Consider the following 19,855-nt stretch of genomic DNA (forward strand, 5'->3'; position numbering starts at 1 on the left):
ACAGTCACTCAGGACTGCCGAAATGATTATCAGAAATCATCGTCATCAAAATCATCATAGAAATCATAATCCTCAGGATCATGACCGTCGAAGCAGGAATCACTGTCACTTTCATAGTATTTCCCGATGATAAAGCCGGTTTCTTCCAACGGCTTCGGGACATTTTCTTTCGTGCAGTATACGATTTCGGAAATAATAGCTATCTTCTTTTTGGTGACATTTTTAGCCGGAATAATGACCAGATCTCCAATATTGAGATCTTCGTCCAGAGTACGATAATAGTAACTTTTCCCCTCGGTATCCGATACTGAAAGATAAATAAGTTCACCTTTTTTTAGACCATGTCTGTATAAACGTTCGTCAAAGATCGGCCCGTAAAGACCGAAGAAAGACATGGTTTCATGGAGATCAACCAGAAGCTCGCGCCAGTCGTCAGGAACACCGAAACGATCATAAGTGCGTTTGAAACCTGCCGTTTTGCCATTTTGATAAATGAGTCGGACGGAAATGACGGGCTTGCCGGGATCTATGTGATTGTAGCTTTTGTTTTCGAAATCATGAAAGTATCTTTCACAATTGCCTAAAAGATGATCGATGATTTCAGGTACGTTGTATTCATGCTTTACGGAGGTGTGATCATTGGGGACTTGTGTATAGCGGAGAACTCCTTCTCTACGGTCGATGGTCAGAGTCTCGCTGTAAGGTATCGCTTTTTTGACATGACACTGATTGACATAATCGTAACCCTTAAGTGTCCGTGTCTCATGAAAAACGATATCCAGATGTGAAAGTCCGTTAAGATGTACTGCGTGTGATTCATTAACAAGACCTGTTACAAGGTCAATAAATTTATCCCAGTTCTTTGGGTATGCGCCATCTCCGGTGAATGCCAGAGTTTCACAACCGAGTTCTTTGTAGATGAGGCTCCAGTGGGCATCCATGAGAGGAGACTGTTTGCGATTATCCGCAGCAGTTCTTTCATAATGATCTTTCCAGCGGTATACATGAATCTCCTGAAGTTTATCAAGAAAGTTATCGGCTATGCTTTCCGGAACCTTGACTATGATACCGGGATCTGTATCAAGTGGTGAACGGTCATAGGAATAGCGCAAATGTCCGTTTTGAGTCCATATGTTTATGGAACTTTCACCAACACCAAATCCGTCGATACGTAGTTTGAGCAGTTCGAGCATAAGGATGACCTCCTTTGTTTTGAACATCAGGAATTTTCTATTAAATGACGTGAGTGTCAAAAGTATTTGCCACTCACTGATGATGCGCAGCACGCACACATTCGTGTGCAATGTGCTGCTGAACACTCATAACTCACGTCCTTTTGCTATGCAAAATGACTACGTTATTCGTGTTCAGGCGGGTCATAAAGTCTCAAATCAACGTGCAAGCACGTTATTTGGTACTTTTGACCCTTACATCATTAAATTATAACAAAAAAACCGGCTCAAATGAACCGGTTTTTCTAAGCGACGAGGATGAGACTCGAACTCACAACCCGCAGAACGGGCACCAACTTTCCAGGCTGGCCGACTACCATTATCACACCTCGTCATAACAGCTTCATTATATTAGCAAAGAATCAGGAATGCGTCAAGAGAAACAAGGAAAAACATTCCATGTGCCTCTGATGTGGAGTGACAGTTAAGCTGCGGAATTAATATTGGAGTCAGATACAAAGGACATCCATTTAAAAACGGGGCGCTTCGACGGAAAAATCTGAAATCAGATCCTAAGAGGCACTAAGGCCCACGTCAGTTTCTGAGTTTTCCTGATGAAAAACTCAGAATTGACGTGGGTGCTAATGAATAAAACCAAGTGCCTCTAAGGATTCTGATTTTGATTTTTCTCGACTCAGCTTAACGTTTTTTAATGTATGCCCTTTGACTCTGTCACAAGGCATTCTTCGGACAAACTGTCAGAGTCACTTCTTCTGTGCAAGTATTCTTTCGTTAAGGTCTGACAGGTACTCCCATCTTTCAATTTTTTCGGTAAGTGTGTTTTCGGCTTCCTCTTTATCCTTTGTGAGCTCGTTAAGCTTTACAAAGTCACGGGAGTTTTTCAGGATTTCGTCATCAAGTTCAGCTATCTTCTGCTCAAGTGCTTCGATATCCGCCTCTATAGTCTCCCATTCTTTAGCTTCCTTATATGTCATTTTAAGAGCCTGTCTTGAATGGTCGTGCCAGGTGTCTTTTGAACTCTTACGTACGGTTGATGAAGTATCGTCTGAGGCATTAGCTGATGACGCAGTGTCGTTTCCGACAGCTTTGCCGACTCCTGAGATGGATCCTGCATTCTGGAAAATGCTTTCTGCCTCCGGATGTCTTCTCAGATACTCTACCTGATAGTCAGTATAGCCGCCCTCATACTGGGAAATACTTCCGTTTCCTTCAAATGAGAAAATTCTGTTCACCACACGGTCAAGAAAGTATCTGTCGTGGGAAACCGTGATGACAATTCCGTCAAAGTGATCAAGGTAGTTCTCGAGGATGGTCATGGTGCGGATATCGAGATCATTGGTGGGCTCATCAAGTATCAGAACATTAGGTGCAGACATAAGAACTCTAAGAAGATAAAGTCTCCGCTTCTCTCCACCGCTCAGCTTTTCCACCTTCATATACTGCTGGGAAGGCGGGAAAAGGAACTGATCGAGCATGTTGCTGGCACTTATAAGACCGTCAACTGTATGAACGTATTCCGCTATGGAAGTCATCGCATCGATGACACGCTGATTACCGTCAAGTTCTTCGTTTTCCTGAGAAAAATATCCGATACGAACGGTCTGGCCGATTCGGATTTCACCGCTGTCCGGGGTCTCCCATCCTGTAATCATTTTGATGAGTGTAGACTTTCCGGCACCGTTTGGGCCGATGATTCCGATACGGTCATTTCTCAGAAAGTTGTAGCTGAAATTCTGAATCAGGGTTCGTCCGTCAAAGCTCTTGGTGACATCATCGATCTCGATGGTTGACTTTCCGAGTCTTGTTTTGATGGAACTCAGCTTTAGTTCCTCTTCTTCAGTAGGACCGTGCATCTGGGACAGCTTTTCGTATCTCTGGAGACGTCCCTTCTGCTTTGTGGTTCGCGCTTTGGCACCGCGCATTACCCACTTAAGCTCATTCCTCAGAATATTCTGACGGGTGCGCTCCTGAGCACGGGCAATGTCCATACGTTCAGCCTTAAGCTCAAGATAGCCTGCATAATTTGCCTTATAGCTGTAAAGCTTTCCCTGATCAAGCTCAACTATTCTGTCACAAACGGAATCCAGGAAATATCTGTCGTGAGTTACCATAAGTAGCGTTCCGCGATAGTTATGGAGATAATCCTCCAGCCACTCGGACATCTCTCCGTCAAGGTGGTTGGTGGGCTCATCAAGTATCAGAAGATCCGCTGTTGAAAGCAGTGTACTTGCAAGAGCAACACGCTTTTTTTGACCTCCTGAGAGGGTCTTGATCTTCTGGTCGAGATCATTTTCACCAAGCTTTGAAAGGAACTTCTTTGCTTCGGTTTCCAGGTTGAATACGTGCTGCTTTCCTTCATTATCATGAATTATAGCCTCAAGTATGGTATCTTCCGGGTTGAATTCGGGAGTCTGGGGAAGGTATCTCACCGCCAGATTTCTTCTTTTGGCAATGTTTCCCTCGTCCGGTTCCTCAAGCCCCGCAACTATCTTTAGAAGCGTGGATTTACCGGTTCCGTTAATGCCTATGAGGGCGACTTTCTCACCTTCGAGCATGGAGAATTCTGTATCTTCAAAGATCTTTCTCTCGGTAAAAACTTTAGATAAATGTTCAATGGTAATTATGTTATTCTGTGCCATGTAGTGTATCTTTCTAAATCTGGTTTCCTAATCAGGCTTCTTATAACTCCAGTAGAATATACCGTCACGCTCTGTACGGTTTATGAAATCAAGCCCGTAGAGGTATTCAAGAAGGCTGTAGGTTTTGGTAATCAGCATTTTGTAGGTAAAAAACTCTGCTTCGTTTTCAGGTATTTTGGTGACCTGATAGATGACTTCGGCAATCTCATGAGTGGTCATCTCGTTTTTCGTTTTCAACAGGTCGCGAACATTTGTGGTTTTGTTCAGATAACTGAAAACCGTCTTGTCAACATCTCCCGGAATGTCTTTAAGAATCTCTCCGTGAGATGGAATGATGGTCCAGTCTGAACACTGTTCCTTGATGAATCTCAGTGAGTCAAAGAAACTTTGAAGTAACGTTTCATCGGGGTATGTTGTGGCTACTATGGGAGAAATCCTGTGTATGATCTGGTCTGCTGTGAAAAAGAGTTTCTTGTTCCATTCCATCAGTCCCATCTGACCGTAGGTATGCCCCTTCAGTGCTTTTGCAGTAAATCTGTAGTTTCCGTACTGAAAAATGTCTCCATCGTGAATTTCGGTGTAAGGGAATCCCCAGATAGCCAGAACCCATTCGCCGTGATGCTGAACACGGTCAGAGATATCCATGAAGGTTTTCCATACTTCCGGAGTAAGTTCCTCTGTAAGCCCGCAGGAACGAAGCACTTTTTTCTGTGCTGCTTTGGACTCTTCGCTCACTCTGTAGGCGAGACAGTCATAGGGGTGACGCTCTTCAGAAGGATTCATGAAGAGCCGGGCACCTTCCTTCGACATAGTGCCTGCAAGACCGCAATGGTCATGATGCCTGTGAGTCAGGAATATGTCAAGTTTATCTTTGGAGATATGAAGTTCTCTGAGCGCTGCCTCCAGAGTCTCGAGACATCTGTCATTCTTAAACCCCGTATCTATCATCAGGCTTCGTCCGTCATTTACGCCGTCTTTCCCTGGGATGATAAATATATGAATGCTGCTGACGCCCTGTTCTATGGTGGTATCCGAAAGGTCTACCTGATGGATTCCGGGAAGTATTTCTTTTGAAATGTTTTTATCCATAAATCATTTACCTCACTATGAACGTCAGTCCGGATAAACGCTTTGAAAAAGACCGGCGTTCGATATGTGATGATTTCAATAAGTTGTAGTTATAATCGCAGTTATCATAGCACATTTTCTCCGGTTATAAAAAGGAGACTATTGCACTTTTGAACAATGTATATTCAGGGTTAAATGCGGATATGTAAACCGTGGTTTTGGGATTTACTATGACGATGAGTTTATCTGAATCCGGATAGAGGCTAAATAGATGTCTTCAGCCGCAGACATTAAAAAAAGTGATCACTGATTTTGTGACCACCTTTAGGTTTGATACTATTCTGTTTGATTCACTTGTATTCCCGATAGAACCATGATCAGAATTCGGGACAGTTCTTTACCGTCATGAGTTTTCAGCTGCAGTTCTTAAAGTATTACGTTTATCGCTTAAAAGATAGATTGGTACAGCAAATATGATCATAACCAGGATGATCTCGGTAGTCTTTATTTCTCTGTTTAAAAACAAAGGTATCAGAACTCCAAGGGAGTTGTTGATGATGTGCGCAATGATCGAGGCCAATACTGTATTGTATTTATAAGCAAGGTATGTAAGCATTACTGCGATAGGAATGACATAAATACACTGCAGTGGGTTGAGATGCATGATGGAGAATAATATTGCATTAAGTACTATGCATCCTGTCAGACCGAATACCCGCTCTGAATTTCTGAGAATGACTCCTCTGAATGCCAGTTCTTCAGAGATGGGAGCAAGCAGTATGATAGTCACATATCCGACCAGTGAATTTTCGCCCATGACCTTGCTGATGAGTGAACTGAATAGTTCGTGAGAAGCGGGCCACAATTTAGTTACAGTATCACTCAGCAATAAAGCAATGCAGAATGAAACCATGGTGTAACAGATGATCAGGCTTAGGCTTCTTATACTGAAAATGCTTGCGGATCCGGAGTCACTTTGTCTTTGACCTGTGGAAGTCTTAACATATTTCAAGTAGTACCAGATTCCGAAAACAAGTATACAGATCAACTCTGTGACAAATAATATATACGGTTGAGCCTTTATGATTATCTCGTTAAAATCGATTGCCCCTTCCGATGATATCATCATAAATACTGTAGATACTATACCACCTGCTATTCCTGACAGTAGCTGAATAAAAAGGAATAACATCAATACCAGAATGCCAAATAATACTGCCTTAGTTTTGTTTGAAAATTTCATTTCCCCTCCAAATGATGTGTGATCAAAATGTGTCTTTTATATTGTCACATATCAGTCTGAATATATCCCGCTATTTTTATTAAGTTTTCTTTTCGATAAAAAGAAATAATTTCCGGAATGACAAATAAAGCAGCTTTAATCCACCGGATAGATTGGAGGATTAAGGCTGTTTATATAATGCTTCATTCGGAAATATTATCCGGAAATTCTGGTAATGCTTTTCTGTGAGTTTACATGGCAACACTGAAGTACAGTATATTAATATAAGATATATCGTGGATTATTCCTGATCTTTGGTATGCTGTGAAACAGCAAGTATAAATCCGGATTCAGATACCATGATATTAAATCTGGACGAACCGGTATCAACTGTTTTATTTGCAGCCGCATGCCGTGCCTTATGGAATCCGCGTGCCTCCAGAAACTCGATTGCTTCTGTCAGATCATCAACATTCATGCGGATCATAGTGTATTCATTGTGCCCCTGAGAAATATCCACATAGAAGCCATTGGCATTCTTCATACGAACATCTGTGACATTATCTATGCCTATGCTCTCCTTTGTGTGACGTTTTTCAAAACCCAGACTCTCGAACAAAGCAATAGCTGATTCGGCATCTCTGGTGACAATGAGAGGGTTAAAGGTCGTTATTTTCATGTTGGTGGTCCTCCTTCTTCTTAAATAATAAGCAGTTTCTTTAACATTTCATTTTTCAACTAACCATTCCTCTGATACTTCGACATGAATAATCCTCGGCATAATATTGATCTTCAAGGAAATAAAACTCTTTATAGCAAAACTATCATAAATCTTAATAGAAAGATTAATAATGGCTGAATTATGCTTAAATAAACATTGCATCGTAATATACAATATCCATTTGTTTATTGGATATAATGGAAAAGGCGAGTATAGAGAAAGGAGCAGATATGAAAAAAGGCTTGAAACTACTGATGGTGACTCTGGGCAGTATTTGTGCCATGGCGGTGACTTCAATGGCAGGAAGCTGGGTCGGTGACAGCGTAAGCGGCTGGTGGTACGTGAATGCTGATGGAACTTACGGTTTATACAGAGCAGCTGCTGATTGCCCTCAGGTTGATGGAACGTATACATTCACTTCCGGACTGGTGGAAGGAGTTGGAAACTATTACACCATAGAACCGGGGTTACAAAATATTGTTCTTGTGAGAAAAGATCCGGAAACCATAACTGTATTCATGAATAATCAGGCGATAGATTTTGTTTTATCCGAGGAAACGATGTATTGGGACGAAGGTGGATACGGCACCAGAGGCCTTGAAGTGTATGACAACGGTACTTTGGATTTGTACCTGGAGAACCGTAATACTTATACGAGAATTCAATAAGGTATAAAAAGCTGCGATATTAGAGAGGACTACTCTCCGGATAAAAAAGGACTTCCGATTATTCGAAAGTCCTTTTCAAATGCCCTTTTATCAAGATGTACTGAAGGATTCGCCCCCATGAGCTGTTCTAGAGTCCGATATCTTACCTTTTGATTTACTGAGTTTTTTTAAAAAGGATACCAGCTCATCGGAACAGTTTGCCTTTATTACAGTTAGAGCCTGATTATTGCTGATATAAAGATAGAAGTTTGTTTTTGTTTCTATTACTTTGTAGAGATCATCATATCGGATAACAGAATGTCCTCTTTCACTTATTGCTTCGAATCGGTCTTCTGCAAATTTAAAGGTTGTAACGGTGGTTTGCAGGAATTTACTTGATTTGTAATTCTTTTTTACCCGGTACATGGTGATGAGATATATTACTAAAGGTATGATGAGTATAAATATGATGAATTCCGCAGTCAGAATACGATATCCATAATGAAATGCAGTAACTGCGGCTATCATAGACAGTATATCAAGAATCAATATAAAACAAATATAGCCCTTATGCATGCTGAACAAAGTTGCCCACTGATATTTCTTTAACTCTTCTATAGTCCACTTGGATGCAGTTTCCATTTCTGTAATACCCCTCTTATGTTCAAAATGTCCTACTTTGATTGATGTCATTAAATTTATCACAGTACAGCCCCATTTTCACTAAATGGACTAAATCCTTCACTTATATGGAAGAAAATCTTCACAAATAATCCCTTTAGAGAACTGCCTCCCCAGATACAGTATGAGGTTCCTGTATTCTGGTCTTATTACAAAGCTTTCCCACCGGAAACTTTTATAACCTGTCCCGTGATCATCCTTGCCTGCTTACTTGCCAGGAACAACATCGTTTCAGCAATATCCTGGGGTCGGATCAATTCTCCCATAGGAATCAGCGGAATAACCACTTTTTCAAAATCCTCATCTATCCATCCTGTCTGAGTCGGTCCCGGAGCAATACAATTAACGGTTATTCCGTATTTCGCCACTTCAAGGGCAATACTGCGTGTTAATGCTTCCATCGTAGCTTTGCTTGCGCCATAAGTGATCTGACCTGCAAAAATCTGTGCTGCATCTGTGGAAACATTAAGAATTCTTCCGTAATCGCCGCGATGTTTCACGAATTCCCTTATCATCAGAAGGCTTCCCCGGACATTTACCGCAAATGTATCATTGATAACATTTTGAGTGACAGCTTCTATGGTGTCGCAACCGGTTTCATCATCTGTTGCAGCATTATTGACCAGGATATCTACTCTTCCAAATCGTTCAAAGGCTGATGTATAAATCTCTTTTACGGCATCTTCATGAGAAATATCGCGTTCCAGGATCAAATATTCCGTTTTCGTTTCCCGGAGTCTTTCTTCCAGATAATCCGCGTTACCGGCATTGGCCGCATAGTATCTGTCCACTCCGTTTTTGTCTGTCTTATCTATATCAAACGGTCGGTCTACTTTCTTATACACCAAAACCAGCTTTGCACCTTCTCTTGCAAATGCCAAAGCTGTTGCTGCGCCAATGCCCTGAGGATTATTTATACCTGTGATTAAAGCCACTCTGCCGCTTAATCCGTAATCTACCATTTGTATCACCTCCGAAATAAGTGCTCTGTATTTATTATTATAATCCATACACGATTAATACGGCAAAAGCCAATCCGATACATAAACCGTATCAAAACCGTCAAATAACAGATACCTTAGGGTAAGGTTCCCTTTATATTCGCCGACAATATAACATGGGACGAAAGGATCTATAGATGAAACTGTATCAATTGGCGCGCCCTTATAGCTTTCTCCAATATAGACTTTATAATTTCCATTTTCAAATTTTGAAATATCAACATAATTAATGATTGGCCCATTAGGGTCATCATATGGCGGTGTCCGGATTGTGGTTCTGTTCTATCTTTCACAGAGATAAGCATTCAGAAATTCGGCTGCAAGACTTCCCGGTTTAATATTTTTTCTTGCATCTTCAAAAGAAAACAACTCATAGCTCACAGTATTTTTCTTCCATACAAACAGCCTCCAAGACTTTATTTTTCAGATCTAATCTCTACTTCTCCATCATGCACATGAACATTTATTGAAATTTGGAATTATACATATTTTATGTGACCTTTTAAAAATGAATTTACTTCGTCGTAAACAGGGCTATCAGTTCATAGTACGCGCCTGACACGCCCGGAATGCTGTCCGTAGAAGCTCCAACCATCTTTTCGCCATCCCAAAAACTTACCGACTGACTGCCGCCACAAACTCCCGGCATGAGACTTTTATTCTCGTCCATCTTATCGATACCATATTTTTTGATGATTTCCAAAGCAGATTCAATAACTGCAGCAGGTATGAAACGGTAATGTTTACCCCTCTGCATTATGAGCTGTGTGTCTGAAAACTTCCATACCTGTACGCCATCATACTGAGGGCTGTTTCACCAATCTGAATTGTCATTTGAGCCCTCCACTGTAATTATCATATACATCCATATTACCATATCAATTATCATGAATGAGTTTGAGAATCAAAGACTGCTATGGGCTTATCGTCTTGGGAGTCAGTATAATATGGAGTATCCATATGTCTGAAGTATTCATTGTCATACTGTTTCACTTGTATATGAACGTTGCTTCCCAGTGAACTGTAATCCGTTTCTTCAAATATATTCATATCCACATCTTCGTTCACAACCAGCTCATATAGGAAACTGTAATCCTCATTTTTAAATAAATCACGGGCGAAATCTTCATTAGCCATCGTTCCCAGCGCCAGCATATTACAGATTTTCAGATTACCGTATTTATCCGGATCATCAATGCAATATGGCTTTTCAATATACCCGTAGACCGTACCGTTAAGGTTTGTACTATCAAGATTGTAAAGAGCCCTGACATATTTCATTCCATAAGAATTCACCTCTGACCATTCGGAGGTGACATAGATATCACTTGTTATAACATTAATCAGAATATTTTCTGTTCCTCCGTTAAGATACGTACCCTCCACCCAATCTGTCATAAGGTGATCAGGTCCTGTATTAACTCCACTGATGCCATAAAAAGTGTCAGCCTTGATCAAAGCATCGGGATAATATTTCTTCACCTCTTCCGCCATAGAAATAGCCTGGCGTACGTGTTGTTCCGCCTGTTTGGATTCATCTCCGGGAGAAGGACATCCTGTCAGAAAACAACTCAGCAGACAAATCAGAGTCAGATAGCTAATGGATTTTTTAAAGTTTCTCATAATACACTTAATCTTTCTTGAAATGTTGAATTACCCTTACTAAAGCATGATGGGAAAGAAATCGCCATTCTTGAAAAATATCGACATATTCTTATCCGGGAATAAACCTTAATATCTTCTCTGGTTTAACTGAGTAAACTTATACAGTACAGTTTTAATTCTTCAGCAGAATAACATAAGTTATGGGTGATACATTATGTCATTGATATATAAATCCATTTTATTGAACGAGAAGGCAGTTGATACCATATCCTGCGAAGTCCAGGATTATCTATACAAAATTAATATGGAAAGATGTAATGTTCAGCGAATACGTCTGACTGTTGATCAGATCAGTCAAATGATATTTGATATTCTGCCCGGCGATCCTGTTACACCCTTTCAGACCGGAAATACAATGCAAATTATTATCATCGCCCTATTTGCAGGCATTGGAATCGTTGCTATCGGAGAACGAGGTAATAATATCCGAACCTTAATAGACGAGTGGTCTGTACTTATGCGTACAATAGTTTCAACTATCTGTAGCTTTATCCCTCTGTATGTATTCGTTATGCTGCTAAGCCAAATCTGGCATGGGAGTACAGAGATTATATTTTCTGTTTGGAAACCGCTGGTTATTACTGTAGTAATAGTCCTCATTATGGCTATCTTGTTCTGGCTTTTGACATCAGTACTTGTAAAATGTCCTCCGATTTGTGTCAACTCATAAAGATGAATAATGCCATGGAACAGATTTGCCACTGTATCTCTTGCTTCTAAAATGATATCTTTAAGTGCACTTTTTCCTTCATCGAATACAATTCTGTTAATAATGTGTGTGAGAACAGCTGCAGGCATATATCCGAGAGGATGACCATGAGTTATGGCTGCCAACTCTGCTCCTTCCAAATCGAGCCTATCCATACCTTTGTGATTGTAGTTAAGGGCCAATGGAGAAACTCTCATGATGCCACCACACCCCTTGCTGTTATTCAATATAGAATTTATGTAGGATTCTTCAGATGATCCCTGTCTTATGTGTAATGCAGAAAGGCACGTATTTCCCGGCGCTCTCCGTATCTGGAAAATATCTGTTACTCATTCTGGAATTCAATGGCATATCCAAGGGCATTTCCTACCGATCCTCCGATGAAACAACCACGGATCTTATCTAGGTAAACTTCTTTTTCTTGTATTCTTTTTTTTAAATCCTCTATATCTCTGCCATTAACAAGTTTCATATCGTTCCTCGAACTTATATATCCAATTTTCTTATCTGGCATTTTTTCGGGCACAATTAAGACTCTTACGATTCATATCATATAGATGTATTTGTTTTGTATCATTTGTTAGCTATTATAGGCTTTGTTGGCATAAGGTTACCATTTGTATCAATGTTACCTAAAAAGGAAGCCTGTTAACAGACTTCCTTTTTAGGTAACATTTAATATGTAGTAAATGGTACTTATGGCTTAGTGTTACATATTTTAGCTTTTTGATTCTCTTTAAATATAAAATAGAGAAATGAGACTCCTAATCCAGCACCCATTCCTACCCCTAATGCAATTAATAAAGAATTAAGCATATATGGTGAGTCATGAAATTCTGCATTAATATAAAAATTCATTCCAATTATTATAATGCCCATACTTACAAAACAACAATCTGAATATCGCTGAGGTATTATTATTTTTATATTGTTTAGAACGTCCTCAAGGTTGGGAATAAAGCCAAAAATGTTATTAATTATGATCACAATACAAATATTTCTTGATTCGACCATACCTTTTTGAAATGCACAAAATGTTAAAAGAAATATTAATGATAAAAATCCTATAAACTTTTCTTCACGTACATCCATATTTTTATGTCGCTTTACATCTATGTCTTCTATAGTCAGATCAAAAGCTCTTTTATAAATATTCCCCTCTGCTTTCGAGGCAGTTTTAAGCAATGTTATATTCTTTATGTAATTACCAACAAATGATCGAATTTTCCAATCAATTCGATATAAAAAATATATGAATTTAATAATGCAACCACTTGCAAGACTAAACATTGCAAAAGTGAAATCACTTGTTATATGATGAGATTGCTTTAAAAATAAAAGTATTCCGGTTAAGATAACCGTAATAAACATAAATACGCAATATGGTTTGGCACGATCAAAAAATTCGCACATATTATCAAAACCTTTATTGTTTTCATATTCTGAAAAACCAATCGTTATTGCACTCGTCGCCAAAAAACTAGAAACTAAATATAATAGTACTAACCCTATTAGTTTATTTCCCATTTTAGAATCTCCTTTATACATAAAAATAAGCTACCCACAATTTCTTGCAAATAGCTTATTCAAAATCATTGATCACAGACTAATTGAAAAATCCGGATTACCGTATCCGTCCACTGTGAAGTAAACTTTTCCTTCTTCGAGGTTCACGAATGTCTCAATCTTCTCAGCGTGAATATACGGATGTTTCTCAAGATAATCCAGAACCTTCTTATTGATAGTGTCCTCTGTAAACTGCATCTTATTAAACTCAAATACAGTTCTTGTGAAGTTAAACTTCTGAGCTGGCGCTGCCTTCTTTGCCGGAGCTTTTTTCTCTGCCACTGGCTTCTTTGCTTCTACAACGGCGTCTTTCTTTGCTCTTGTAGTTCTCTTCTTAGGAGTTGTGTCCTTCTTTGGCTTAGGCCCTCTCTTCTTTGGCGTTGTCTTGGCTGTCTTTTCATCCTTAGCAACTTCTGCTGTTACCGGATCAATTACATTTACTTCTTCCATACTCATAACCCTTTCATAAAATATGTTACAATTTTTTACTCAAACTTCCCACACCCAAAAGGTGTGATGCACCTTGAAAACTCTATATTTTAGACAAATAAAAAAGGCATAGGTCACTTTCGAATGAGGTATAATGGATTTGCTACAAAACATTTACCAAGAAAGGACTTACGCCATATGCATATCTTATCACAGGGACAGCACTCAGAGGAAGAAATAAATTGCTCAATTTCAGATTTTATTTCAACATTTGAGGTTGGAAACCTACTTCGTAAATCCAATGCCAACAAACAAAAGGGAATTCCTGTGATGAGTATCTTTCGATACAAACTTGCGAATGTATTTTCCAGAAGCAGCCTGTATATGCAGATGAAGTCAAATCAATTTTCAGGTTCTTTTTCAAAAAATACTTTCTATCGTTTTTTGAATGATCCAAGAGTTAACTGGCTTCGTTTTACAACACTTCTTGCATTAGCAGTAATCAGGAATTTCTTCAAGCCTCTTACAAGTGATGAACGTGCAGATGTATTTATCATCGATGATTCTCTTTATGAGAGAGCCGGATATAAACATACACAGATGGCGTCCAAGGTATTTGATCATGTTTCAATGAAGTTCAAAAAAGGCTTTAGGCTACTGACACTTGGCTGGTCCGATGGGAATTCATTTGTTCCAATCAACAGTTGTCTCCTTGCATCTTCTAAAGTAGATAATCAGCTTGGAGATTTTGCAAAAACTGATAATCGTTCTCTTGCAGGAAAAAGAAGAAAATTAGCTGTAACAAAAGCCCCAGTAGTTGTTTTGGAGTTGCTCCAGTACGCATTAAATGCCGGGCACAAAGCCAAATATGTTCTTTTTGACAGCTTGTTTTCGACTCCTAATACATTGGTGAAAATCAAGGAAATGGGACTGGATTCCATTGCCATGATCAAGATCAGTTCCAGGATTGCTTATGGATATGAAGGACAGCGACTCAACATAAAACAGATATATGCCCAAAACAAGAAACGTCGAGGTCTTTCAAAATACCTTCTCTCTGTAGATGTAACTGTAGGTAAAGGAACTGATGATGAACCATCTATACCTGCAAGAATTGTTTGTGTTCGCAACCGTTCCAATAAAAAGGATTGGCTTGCGATCATATGCACTGACATGTCCTTGTCGGAAAGTGAAATAATCCGTATTTATGGCAAAAGATGGAACATAGAGGTATTTTTCAAGACTTGCAAATCTTTGCTAAAGCTCAGAACTGAATGTCACAGCCTTTCATACGATGCGCTGACAGCTCATGTTGCTATCGTATTTACAAGATACATGTACCTTTCTGTATATCAGCGAAAAGATCAGGATGAACGTACAATAGGTGAAATCTTCTATGTACTTCTAAGCGAAATGGAGGACATTTCATTCCAACATTCTATGTTTATTCTGATAGAAGCAATGACTGAAAGCATAAAAAACGTACTTCAAATCACAGATGCGCAGGTGGATGAAATCTATAAGGATTTCTTCTTTAGGTTACCTGAATATATGCAGGATGCGCTTACGAGCAACTATAAAGTGGCGTAATTATATTTTTATGGTCCAGAATATAGAGTTTTCAAGGTGCGAAGCCCACTTTTAATGTGGGAAGTTTAAGTTTTTTATTATAAAGCTATGAAAAAATTTTTCCATAATATCCTATTAAGAATTTACATAAAAACTTCTAGTATAAAATAAATTTAAACAGTTGTGTGGATGAAGCACATAGGGCAGTAGTGAGAATAATAAACCGTCTCAGAAATAGACCTACCCTCCTATAAGCAAACAAAAAGACCGTACCTTTATATGATACGGTCGAATCACCATTTCTCATGCTAAAGCTTTATCCTTCAATAGTTTGTCTAATGTAGGTATGCTGATCTCAAGAGCTGATGCCAACTGAGTCTTATTTATTTTCCTAAACTTGTAATCAGTATACAGGTAAACTTAATACCTTTATAGTTCTCATAAGTTTTTTTACATATCTTGCTGAGTCTCAAGATAAGCTTTTGCCATTTTTGCCTTGATTTCACCCTGTTAAGTATTTTTTGGTGACCTCTTTGGTGACCTCCGGTGACCTTTTTTGATAAAAATCCATGTCAATATACAACAAAAAAGGATTCCCGATTACTCGGAAATCCTTGATTTACTGCCCTCTTTAGGAGCAGGGGTTGAGGGATTCGAACCCCCATGAGCGGTTTTGGAGACCGATATCTTACCATTGGATTTCCTAAGGTTTTCGGCTTTGGAGACCTCATTGGAGACCTGATTGAATGTGTTTACAACGGGGTATAAATCAGTTCTTAGGTATTAACAATAAAACTTAATTTCATCAACCACAAAGAAATTCTTCCATGCAGAACAAATTACAAAAAACTGAGCAGAGATAACTTCCATTAGCTCTGACAGCTCCTTCTGCGGAATACGGCTGTTATTATTAGCGAGAATACAACCACCATTTTTTGTGAGCCATATTTTTGTTGAACCCGGTGAAGGCTGTCCTTTGGATATATGAACATGAATAGGCTCATTGTTCTCATTGGCCCAGAAATATACTTTGTAGCTTCCGATGTTGAATAGACTAGGCAATGTTTATGCCTCCTTCTGCTGCATATCTGAATAACAAATGGGCATTTGCTTCTAAGAATTTCGTGAAGAAAGCTATATCTTCTTCTGAAAAACCTTCATTTTCAGTCCATTTGTACTCAGGTAGCTCGCATCTTGCATCTAAAAAACCATCCGGTACAGGCTTTTCGAAATGAACTATAACTTTTTGTTTATCTCCGTCATTTATAATGTGTGAATGAACTATTTCAGTTCCATCTCCTAACGTTATGTATGGGTACATCATGGAAATATTGTCCTCTCTTAACTGAATATCATAGTGTATAGCTTCATACTCTGTCCATGCATCAGACTGCCATAACAGATTCCTCATTATTAGTCCTCGATGATGTTGTGCTGGTATACCTTGCCTTTTTCAATGTCTTCTATTCGACGTTTCAACTCTGCTGCCTCATCTAAGGTAAAGCCGTTGGAATCTTTTAATGAAAATGTCATGCTCTGAGAACGTACTGCCTGTCGTATCAACGCAAGTGTTGCAGCGGACATAGATAGTCCTAAAGCTTCACAAAGTGCGCTATATCCTTCTCTGGTTTTTTTATCTATTTTAAATGTGAAATTTGTCATTTCTTCTGTGGTTGAGATCATTTCTATTTGCCTCCTTCTAATAAATATTATCTCAGAGTGAGCGGAAACAATCAAGTGCTTTTTGAGTGCTATAGCACGTGAAAATGGAAGGCATATTGGCTTATTACAAACAGCTGATTAAATGCTGTTTATGGTTGGATGAATCCAAAAACTTCATCGTGGGTTAATCTCTCAGGATTTGAGGCTGCATACTCATCAGCTTCTGACAAAGCTTGTTCGATATCATTTTGATCTTTCATCTTGTATTTCTCATCTAAGTATCGTTTTAAATCTTCTGTAGTAACTTCTCCTCTTTTTTCTTTTTCTATATATTGCTTAAAGTCTTCTGTTGGTTCAAGACCATCAACTTTTATCATACCTATAGCATAATTCCAAGCTTGCTCATTGGTCATATCTTTGACCTCCTTGTTTTTTTCTTACTTTACGCGTTAATGATTACTACAATTCATCATATATTATCAGGATAAATCCCATTTTGTGACTTTAAATCGCTAAACTCCATTCATCTACATTTATCGGTATATCAGCGACTTTTAACGCACTTTTAATTAAATCTTCGACATTTAACGCACCTTCTCTTTATAACGGTAAGTTTTGACGCACCTTTTGTGAATTGTACAATAAAGTCATTGTCATTCATCTTATATCTCCATTCTTATAGTGGCTCTCACAGTGCGTAGGATAAGATTAACGAAGTCTTGAAACCCTGCCCTTACACTTTATCACTCCTCACCGTAAAACGTCTATATATGGCTTCTAAGGCTTTATATCCTTTGTTAATAAAATCTATTATTAAGCCGAAATATACCAAGAGATATGTGTTTTTGTGCATGGAGGTGCATATATGCGGAAATATTTTCACAATAAGAGAATAATATTTTTATTAATGGCAATTTGTACTGCTCTTACCGTTACGTCTTGTAAGAAGAACGACTCTGATGAATCAAGTGTATCTGAAGAGTCTAGTGACAATACAGAATCTTCGGAAATCACTGAAACTTCCACAGAAGAAACAACCATTGAAGAAGACTTAGAATTATATGGACCAGATAAGCAATACTTTGAAGAATATAAAAATTTTCCTACACCTTTAAGGTATATGAATAACCAAGATGCTTACAAATATGTCCCTGAAGAGTCTGTTCCTGGTCAATATTATGCTTATGAAACAAAACATGAATTTTTCGAGGATTACGTAGCATATCTTGAATCAGAAGGATTTAGAATTAAAGGCAGAGTAGATGATAATGTTATTATTACTGATCCTAAAATTGGAATAACCTATTATACTCCTACAGGTCATTTGCTTGTTGTAATACTTAACTCTGAAACTTCTACTGAAGAAACAACAGCTGTGGATGACACTTCTGCTGCCTTTGACAAAGACGCATTTGTAAAAAAAGCCATTGAAATCACAGCCGATAATTTCAAAGATTCACAGAGGCTTGATAACGTTTCCAAAGGTCAACTTGTGTATTTTAGTGGAAGTGTAAATGGACATAATACGTCAGAAAAAGATGATTGTTTATTGATTAATTTATCTGACAAGACAGGAGATGCTAAATTGCTTGTTGTCACATGGAATAACGTGGATCTTACTCAATTCAATGATAATGATATCGTTACTGTATACGGAGAATATGTTGGAGAAAGTGAATGGGGAACAGGAACTCCTATTGTGGTGGCTAATGATAAGGTTGAAGCTCAACATATAGTAGTCACAGGTAAGGCATCTATCTACGGACCAGACAAAAAATTCTTTGAAGAAAATCACGATTTACCTACACCTGTGTATCTAGTTGGATCAGATAGAGTCAAATATGATCCGACTAGGACGAGTTCCTATTCCTATTGTTCGGCAAAAGATAATCATGATGAAAATGAGTCTTGGAATATGTATGTGGATTATTATAAAGGACTTAAATACTTTGGATATAAATATATAGAACTTCCAAATACAAATGGACGTGTTGTTGAGATTATTCCAGAAAAATCTAATACCGTAAATTCTGATACAGAAGTCATGATTATAGGAATAGATAGAGATGATACTGGAGAATACTATATGTGGCTTGATCCCCAAGTGAATATTCCGTTTTAGTAAAACTTCCTGTCCAGTATTTTGGAAACCATGATTCCGGTGATAGGAAACTGCCTTAAAACCGCTTAGCTGCCATTAATCAAATCTGGCATGTCCTGTCAAGCCCTTGTCGCGTAAGCGATGCACTAGCAGGCTTTACAGGACATGATGGATTTGACACAAATCATAATTGCGGTTTCCTACTCCGGAATACCGGTTTCCTATGACCGGACAGGCGGTGTAATCCAGTCCGGAATACTCACCCAAGAAAAATAACACCTTGATTTTATGACCAGAACAGATACATCTATCTGTATATAGGAATATCATTAATAGTTGGATATCGTTAAAACCCTTATAAACTCTAGCCAATCACATGATTACTTCAAAGATTTGAAACAAATTCAAAAGTGTGAAAAGTCTAGTGTTTATAAGGGGTTTGTTAGTTTTAGAGATTTTTCTTATATAGGGTGCAGGTTTCTCGGTAGTGTAAAAAATTCTGTGTAAACAGATTGAATTGATGATAAAAATTTCGTTTTGATTTAATCTATTAAAGATTATTGAGAGAGGCAGGCGGCATAAAATGCTGTTCTGTCTCTTAGCTATTGTCTACCACTGAGATGGATGTATGTCAAGGGCGCCCGTTCCTAACGGGCGTTCATTTTACCCTTTATATACAGCCTGATCAGTGGTTATTCAATGTCTTCCGGGGTGATTCGATCACTGAAATATATACAGAGCTGATCAAGTGTCTGTCCCCATTCCCATGACTTTCCGGTCCATTTTTTTGTGGCATCCGTCATCGCTAGATAGAGCATCTTGAACAGGGCATCATCTGTCGGAAAGATCGTCTTGGATTTGGTCACTTTACGCAGCTGCCGGTTAAAATTCTCAATGGAATTCGTTGTGTATATCAGTTTTCGGATTTCTCCTGGATACTTGAAATACGTGGACAGCTGAGGCCAGTTGTTTCGCCATGATG

General features: G+C 38.7%; 21 protein-coding genes, 2 tRNA genes and 1 pseudogene. 4 read left to right on the top strand and 20 right to left on the bottom strand.

Annotated features, from left to right (window positions below; genetic code table 11):
- Positions 1-29 precede the first annotated feature (29 nt).
- From BM294_RS01230 to BM294_RS01250, 6 genes are all read right to left on the bottom strand, one after another.
- Positions 30-1,193, bottom strand: a complete 1,164-nt coding sequence (locus BM294_RS01230) for a hypothetical protein (protein WP_091204095.1) — start codon at positions 1,191-1,193, stop codon at positions 30-32.
- A gap of 289 nt (positions 1,194-1,482) precedes the next feature.
- Positions 1,483-1,566 (bottom strand) — tRNA-Ser (locus BM294_RS15770).
- A gap of 370 nt (positions 1,567-1,936) precedes the next feature.
- Entirely contained in the window at positions 1,937-3,832 is a 1,896-nt protein-coding gene (locus BM294_RS01235; RefSeq protein WP_091204097.1) for an ABC-F family ATP-binding cassette domain-containing protein, read from the bottom strand.
- A 27-nt stretch (positions 3,833-3,859) separates the two neighbouring features.
- Positions 3,860-4,921 (bottom strand): MBL fold metallo-hydrolase, encoded by a 1,062-nt coding sequence (locus tag BM294_RS01240; RefSeq protein WP_091204098.1) that lies wholly within the window; start codon positions 4,919-4,921, stop codon positions 3,860-3,862.
- 382 nt (positions 4,922-5,303) lie between these two features.
- Complete coding sequence (locus BM294_RS01245) at positions 5,304-6,143, bottom strand: CPBP family intramembrane glutamic endopeptidase (protein WP_091204100.1); 840 nt, start codon at positions 6,141-6,143, stop codon at positions 5,304-5,306.
- Between the two features lie 280 nt (positions 6,144-6,423).
- Positions 6,424-6,801 carry a hypothetical protein gene (locus BM294_RS01250; protein ID WP_091204102.1) on the bottom strand — a complete coding sequence of 126 codons (378 nt, stop codon included), beginning with the start codon at positions 6,799-6,801 and terminating at the stop codon, positions 6,424-6,426.
- 272 nt (positions 6,802-7,073) lie between these two features.
- Between BM294_RS01250 and BM294_RS01255 the strand changes: the two genes are divergently transcribed.
- Complete coding sequence (locus BM294_RS01255; RefSeq protein WP_139225828.1) at positions 7,074-7,511, top strand: hypothetical protein; 438 nt, start codon at positions 7,074-7,076, stop codon at positions 7,509-7,511.
- Positions 7,512-7,601: 90 nt separating this feature from the next.
- Here BM294_RS01255 and BM294_RS01260 read toward each other — a convergent pair whose 3' ends face one another.
- The 4 genes from BM294_RS01260 to BM294_RS01275 form a co-directional block, all read right to left on the bottom strand.
- A complete protein-coding gene (locus BM294_RS01260) occupies positions 7,602-8,183 on the bottom strand; it encodes a YcxB family protein (RefSeq protein WP_091204105.1) in 582 nt (193 codons plus the stop codon).
- Between the two features lie 137 nt (positions 8,184-8,320).
- Positions 8,321-9,133: an SDR family NAD(P)-dependent oxidoreductase gene (locus BM294_RS01265; RefSeq protein ID WP_175494396.1), complete on the bottom strand. Its 813-nt coding sequence runs from the start codon at positions 9,131-9,133 to the stop codon at positions 8,321-8,323.
- Between the two features lie 553 nt (positions 9,134-9,686).
- Entirely contained in the window at positions 9,687-9,929 is a 243-nt protein-coding gene (locus tag BM294_RS01270) for a hypothetical protein (protein WP_091204109.1), read from the bottom strand.
- Between the two features lie 128 nt (positions 9,930-10,057).
- Complete coding sequence (locus BM294_RS01275) at positions 10,058-10,795, bottom strand: hypothetical protein (protein WP_139225829.1); 738 nt, start codon at positions 10,793-10,795, stop codon at positions 10,058-10,060.
- Positions 10,796-11,135: 340 nt separating this feature from the next.
- On the opposite strand from BM294_RS01275, the gene BM294_RS16765 reads away from it, so the two are divergent.
- On the top strand, positions 11,136-11,507 hold the full coding sequence (locus BM294_RS16765; protein WP_442950771.1) for a cation:dicarboxylate symporter family transporter: 372 nt from the start codon (positions 11,136-11,138) through the stop codon (positions 11,505-11,507).
- Between the two features lie 65 nt (positions 11,508-11,572).
- Here BM294_RS16765 and BM294_RS16770 read toward each other — a convergent pair.
- The 4 genes and pseudogenes from BM294_RS16770 to BM294_RS01295 form a co-directional block, all read right to left on the bottom strand.
- Positions 11,573-11,866 (bottom strand): annotated as a pseudogene (locus BM294_RS16770) (ADP-ribosylglycohydrolase family protein); the annotation flags it as partial.
- 5 nt (positions 11,867-11,871) lie between these two features.
- The gene (locus tag BM294_RS15625) at positions 11,872-12,018 is read right to left on the bottom strand and encodes an ADP-ribosylglycohydrolase family protein (protein ID WP_139225830.1); all 147 of its coding nucleotides are present in this window, start codon (positions 12,016-12,018) and stop codon (positions 11,872-11,874) included.
- Between the two features lie 224 nt (positions 12,019-12,242).
- Positions 12,243-13,073, bottom strand: a complete 831-nt coding sequence (locus BM294_RS01290) for a hypothetical protein (protein ID WP_091204114.1) — start codon at positions 13,071-13,073, stop codon at positions 12,243-12,245.
- A gap of 72 nt (positions 13,074-13,145) precedes the next feature.
- Positions 13,146-13,562, bottom strand: coding sequence for a DUF6465 family protein (locus BM294_RS01295; RefSeq protein WP_139225831.1), 417 nt, complete (start codon positions 13,560-13,562; stop codon positions 13,146-13,148).
- A gap of 177 nt (positions 13,563-13,739) precedes the next feature.
- On the opposite strand from BM294_RS01295, the gene BM294_RS01300 reads away from it, so the two are divergent.
- Positions 13,740-15,131 carry an IS4 family transposase gene (locus BM294_RS01300; RefSeq protein WP_091204117.1) on the top strand — a complete coding sequence of 464 codons (1,392 nt, stop codon included), beginning with the start codon at positions 13,740-13,742 and terminating at the stop codon, positions 15,129-15,131.
- Positions 15,132-15,748: 617 nt separating this feature from the next.
- Here the strand turns inward: BM294_RS01300 and BM294_RS15775 are convergent.
- The 5 genes from BM294_RS15775 to BM294_RS01320 form a co-directional block, all read right to left on the bottom strand.
- Positions 15,749-15,815, bottom strand: a tRNA-Trp gene (locus BM294_RS15775).
- Between the two features lie 78 nt (positions 15,816-15,893).
- Positions 15,894-16,172 (bottom strand): DUF4160 domain-containing protein, encoded by a 279-nt coding sequence (locus tag BM294_RS01305; protein ID WP_091204119.1) that lies wholly within the window; start codon positions 16,170-16,172, stop codon positions 15,894-15,896.
- The gene (locus BM294_RS01310) at positions 16,165-16,521 is read right to left on the bottom strand and encodes a hypothetical protein (protein ID WP_330389732.1); all 357 of its coding nucleotides are present in this window, start codon (positions 16,519-16,521) and stop codon (positions 16,165-16,167) included. Before BM294_RS01310 ends, BM294_RS01305 begins: the two co-directional genes overlap by 8 nt.
- A gap of 2 nt (positions 16,522-16,523) precedes the next feature.
- Positions 16,524-16,793: a damage-inducible protein J gene (locus BM294_RS01315; protein ID WP_242944379.1), complete on the bottom strand. Its 270-nt coding sequence runs from the start codon at positions 16,791-16,793 to the stop codon at positions 16,524-16,526.
- 128 nt (positions 16,794-16,921) lie between these two features.
- Positions 16,922-17,185: a hypothetical protein gene (locus BM294_RS01320; protein ID WP_091204121.1), complete on the bottom strand. Its 264-nt coding sequence runs from the start codon at positions 17,183-17,185 to the stop codon at positions 16,922-16,924.
- A gap of 452 nt (positions 17,186-17,637) precedes the next feature.
- On the opposite strand from BM294_RS01320, the gene BM294_RS01325 reads away from it, so the two are divergent.
- Positions 17,638-18,894, top strand: a complete 1,257-nt coding sequence (locus BM294_RS01325; RefSeq protein WP_091204122.1) for a hypothetical protein — start codon at positions 17,638-17,640, stop codon at positions 18,892-18,894.
- A gap of 671 nt (positions 18,895-19,565) precedes the next feature.
- Here BM294_RS01325 and BM294_RS01330 read toward each other — a convergent pair.
- On the bottom strand, positions 19,566-19,855 hold a 290-nt coding region (locus BM294_RS01330), incomplete at its 5' end, for a transposase (protein ID WP_139225832.1).

Source organism: Oribacterium sp. WCC10, assembly GCF_900113415.1.
GTDB lineage: Bacteria > Bacillota > Clostridia > Lachnospirales > Lachnospiraceae > Oribacterium.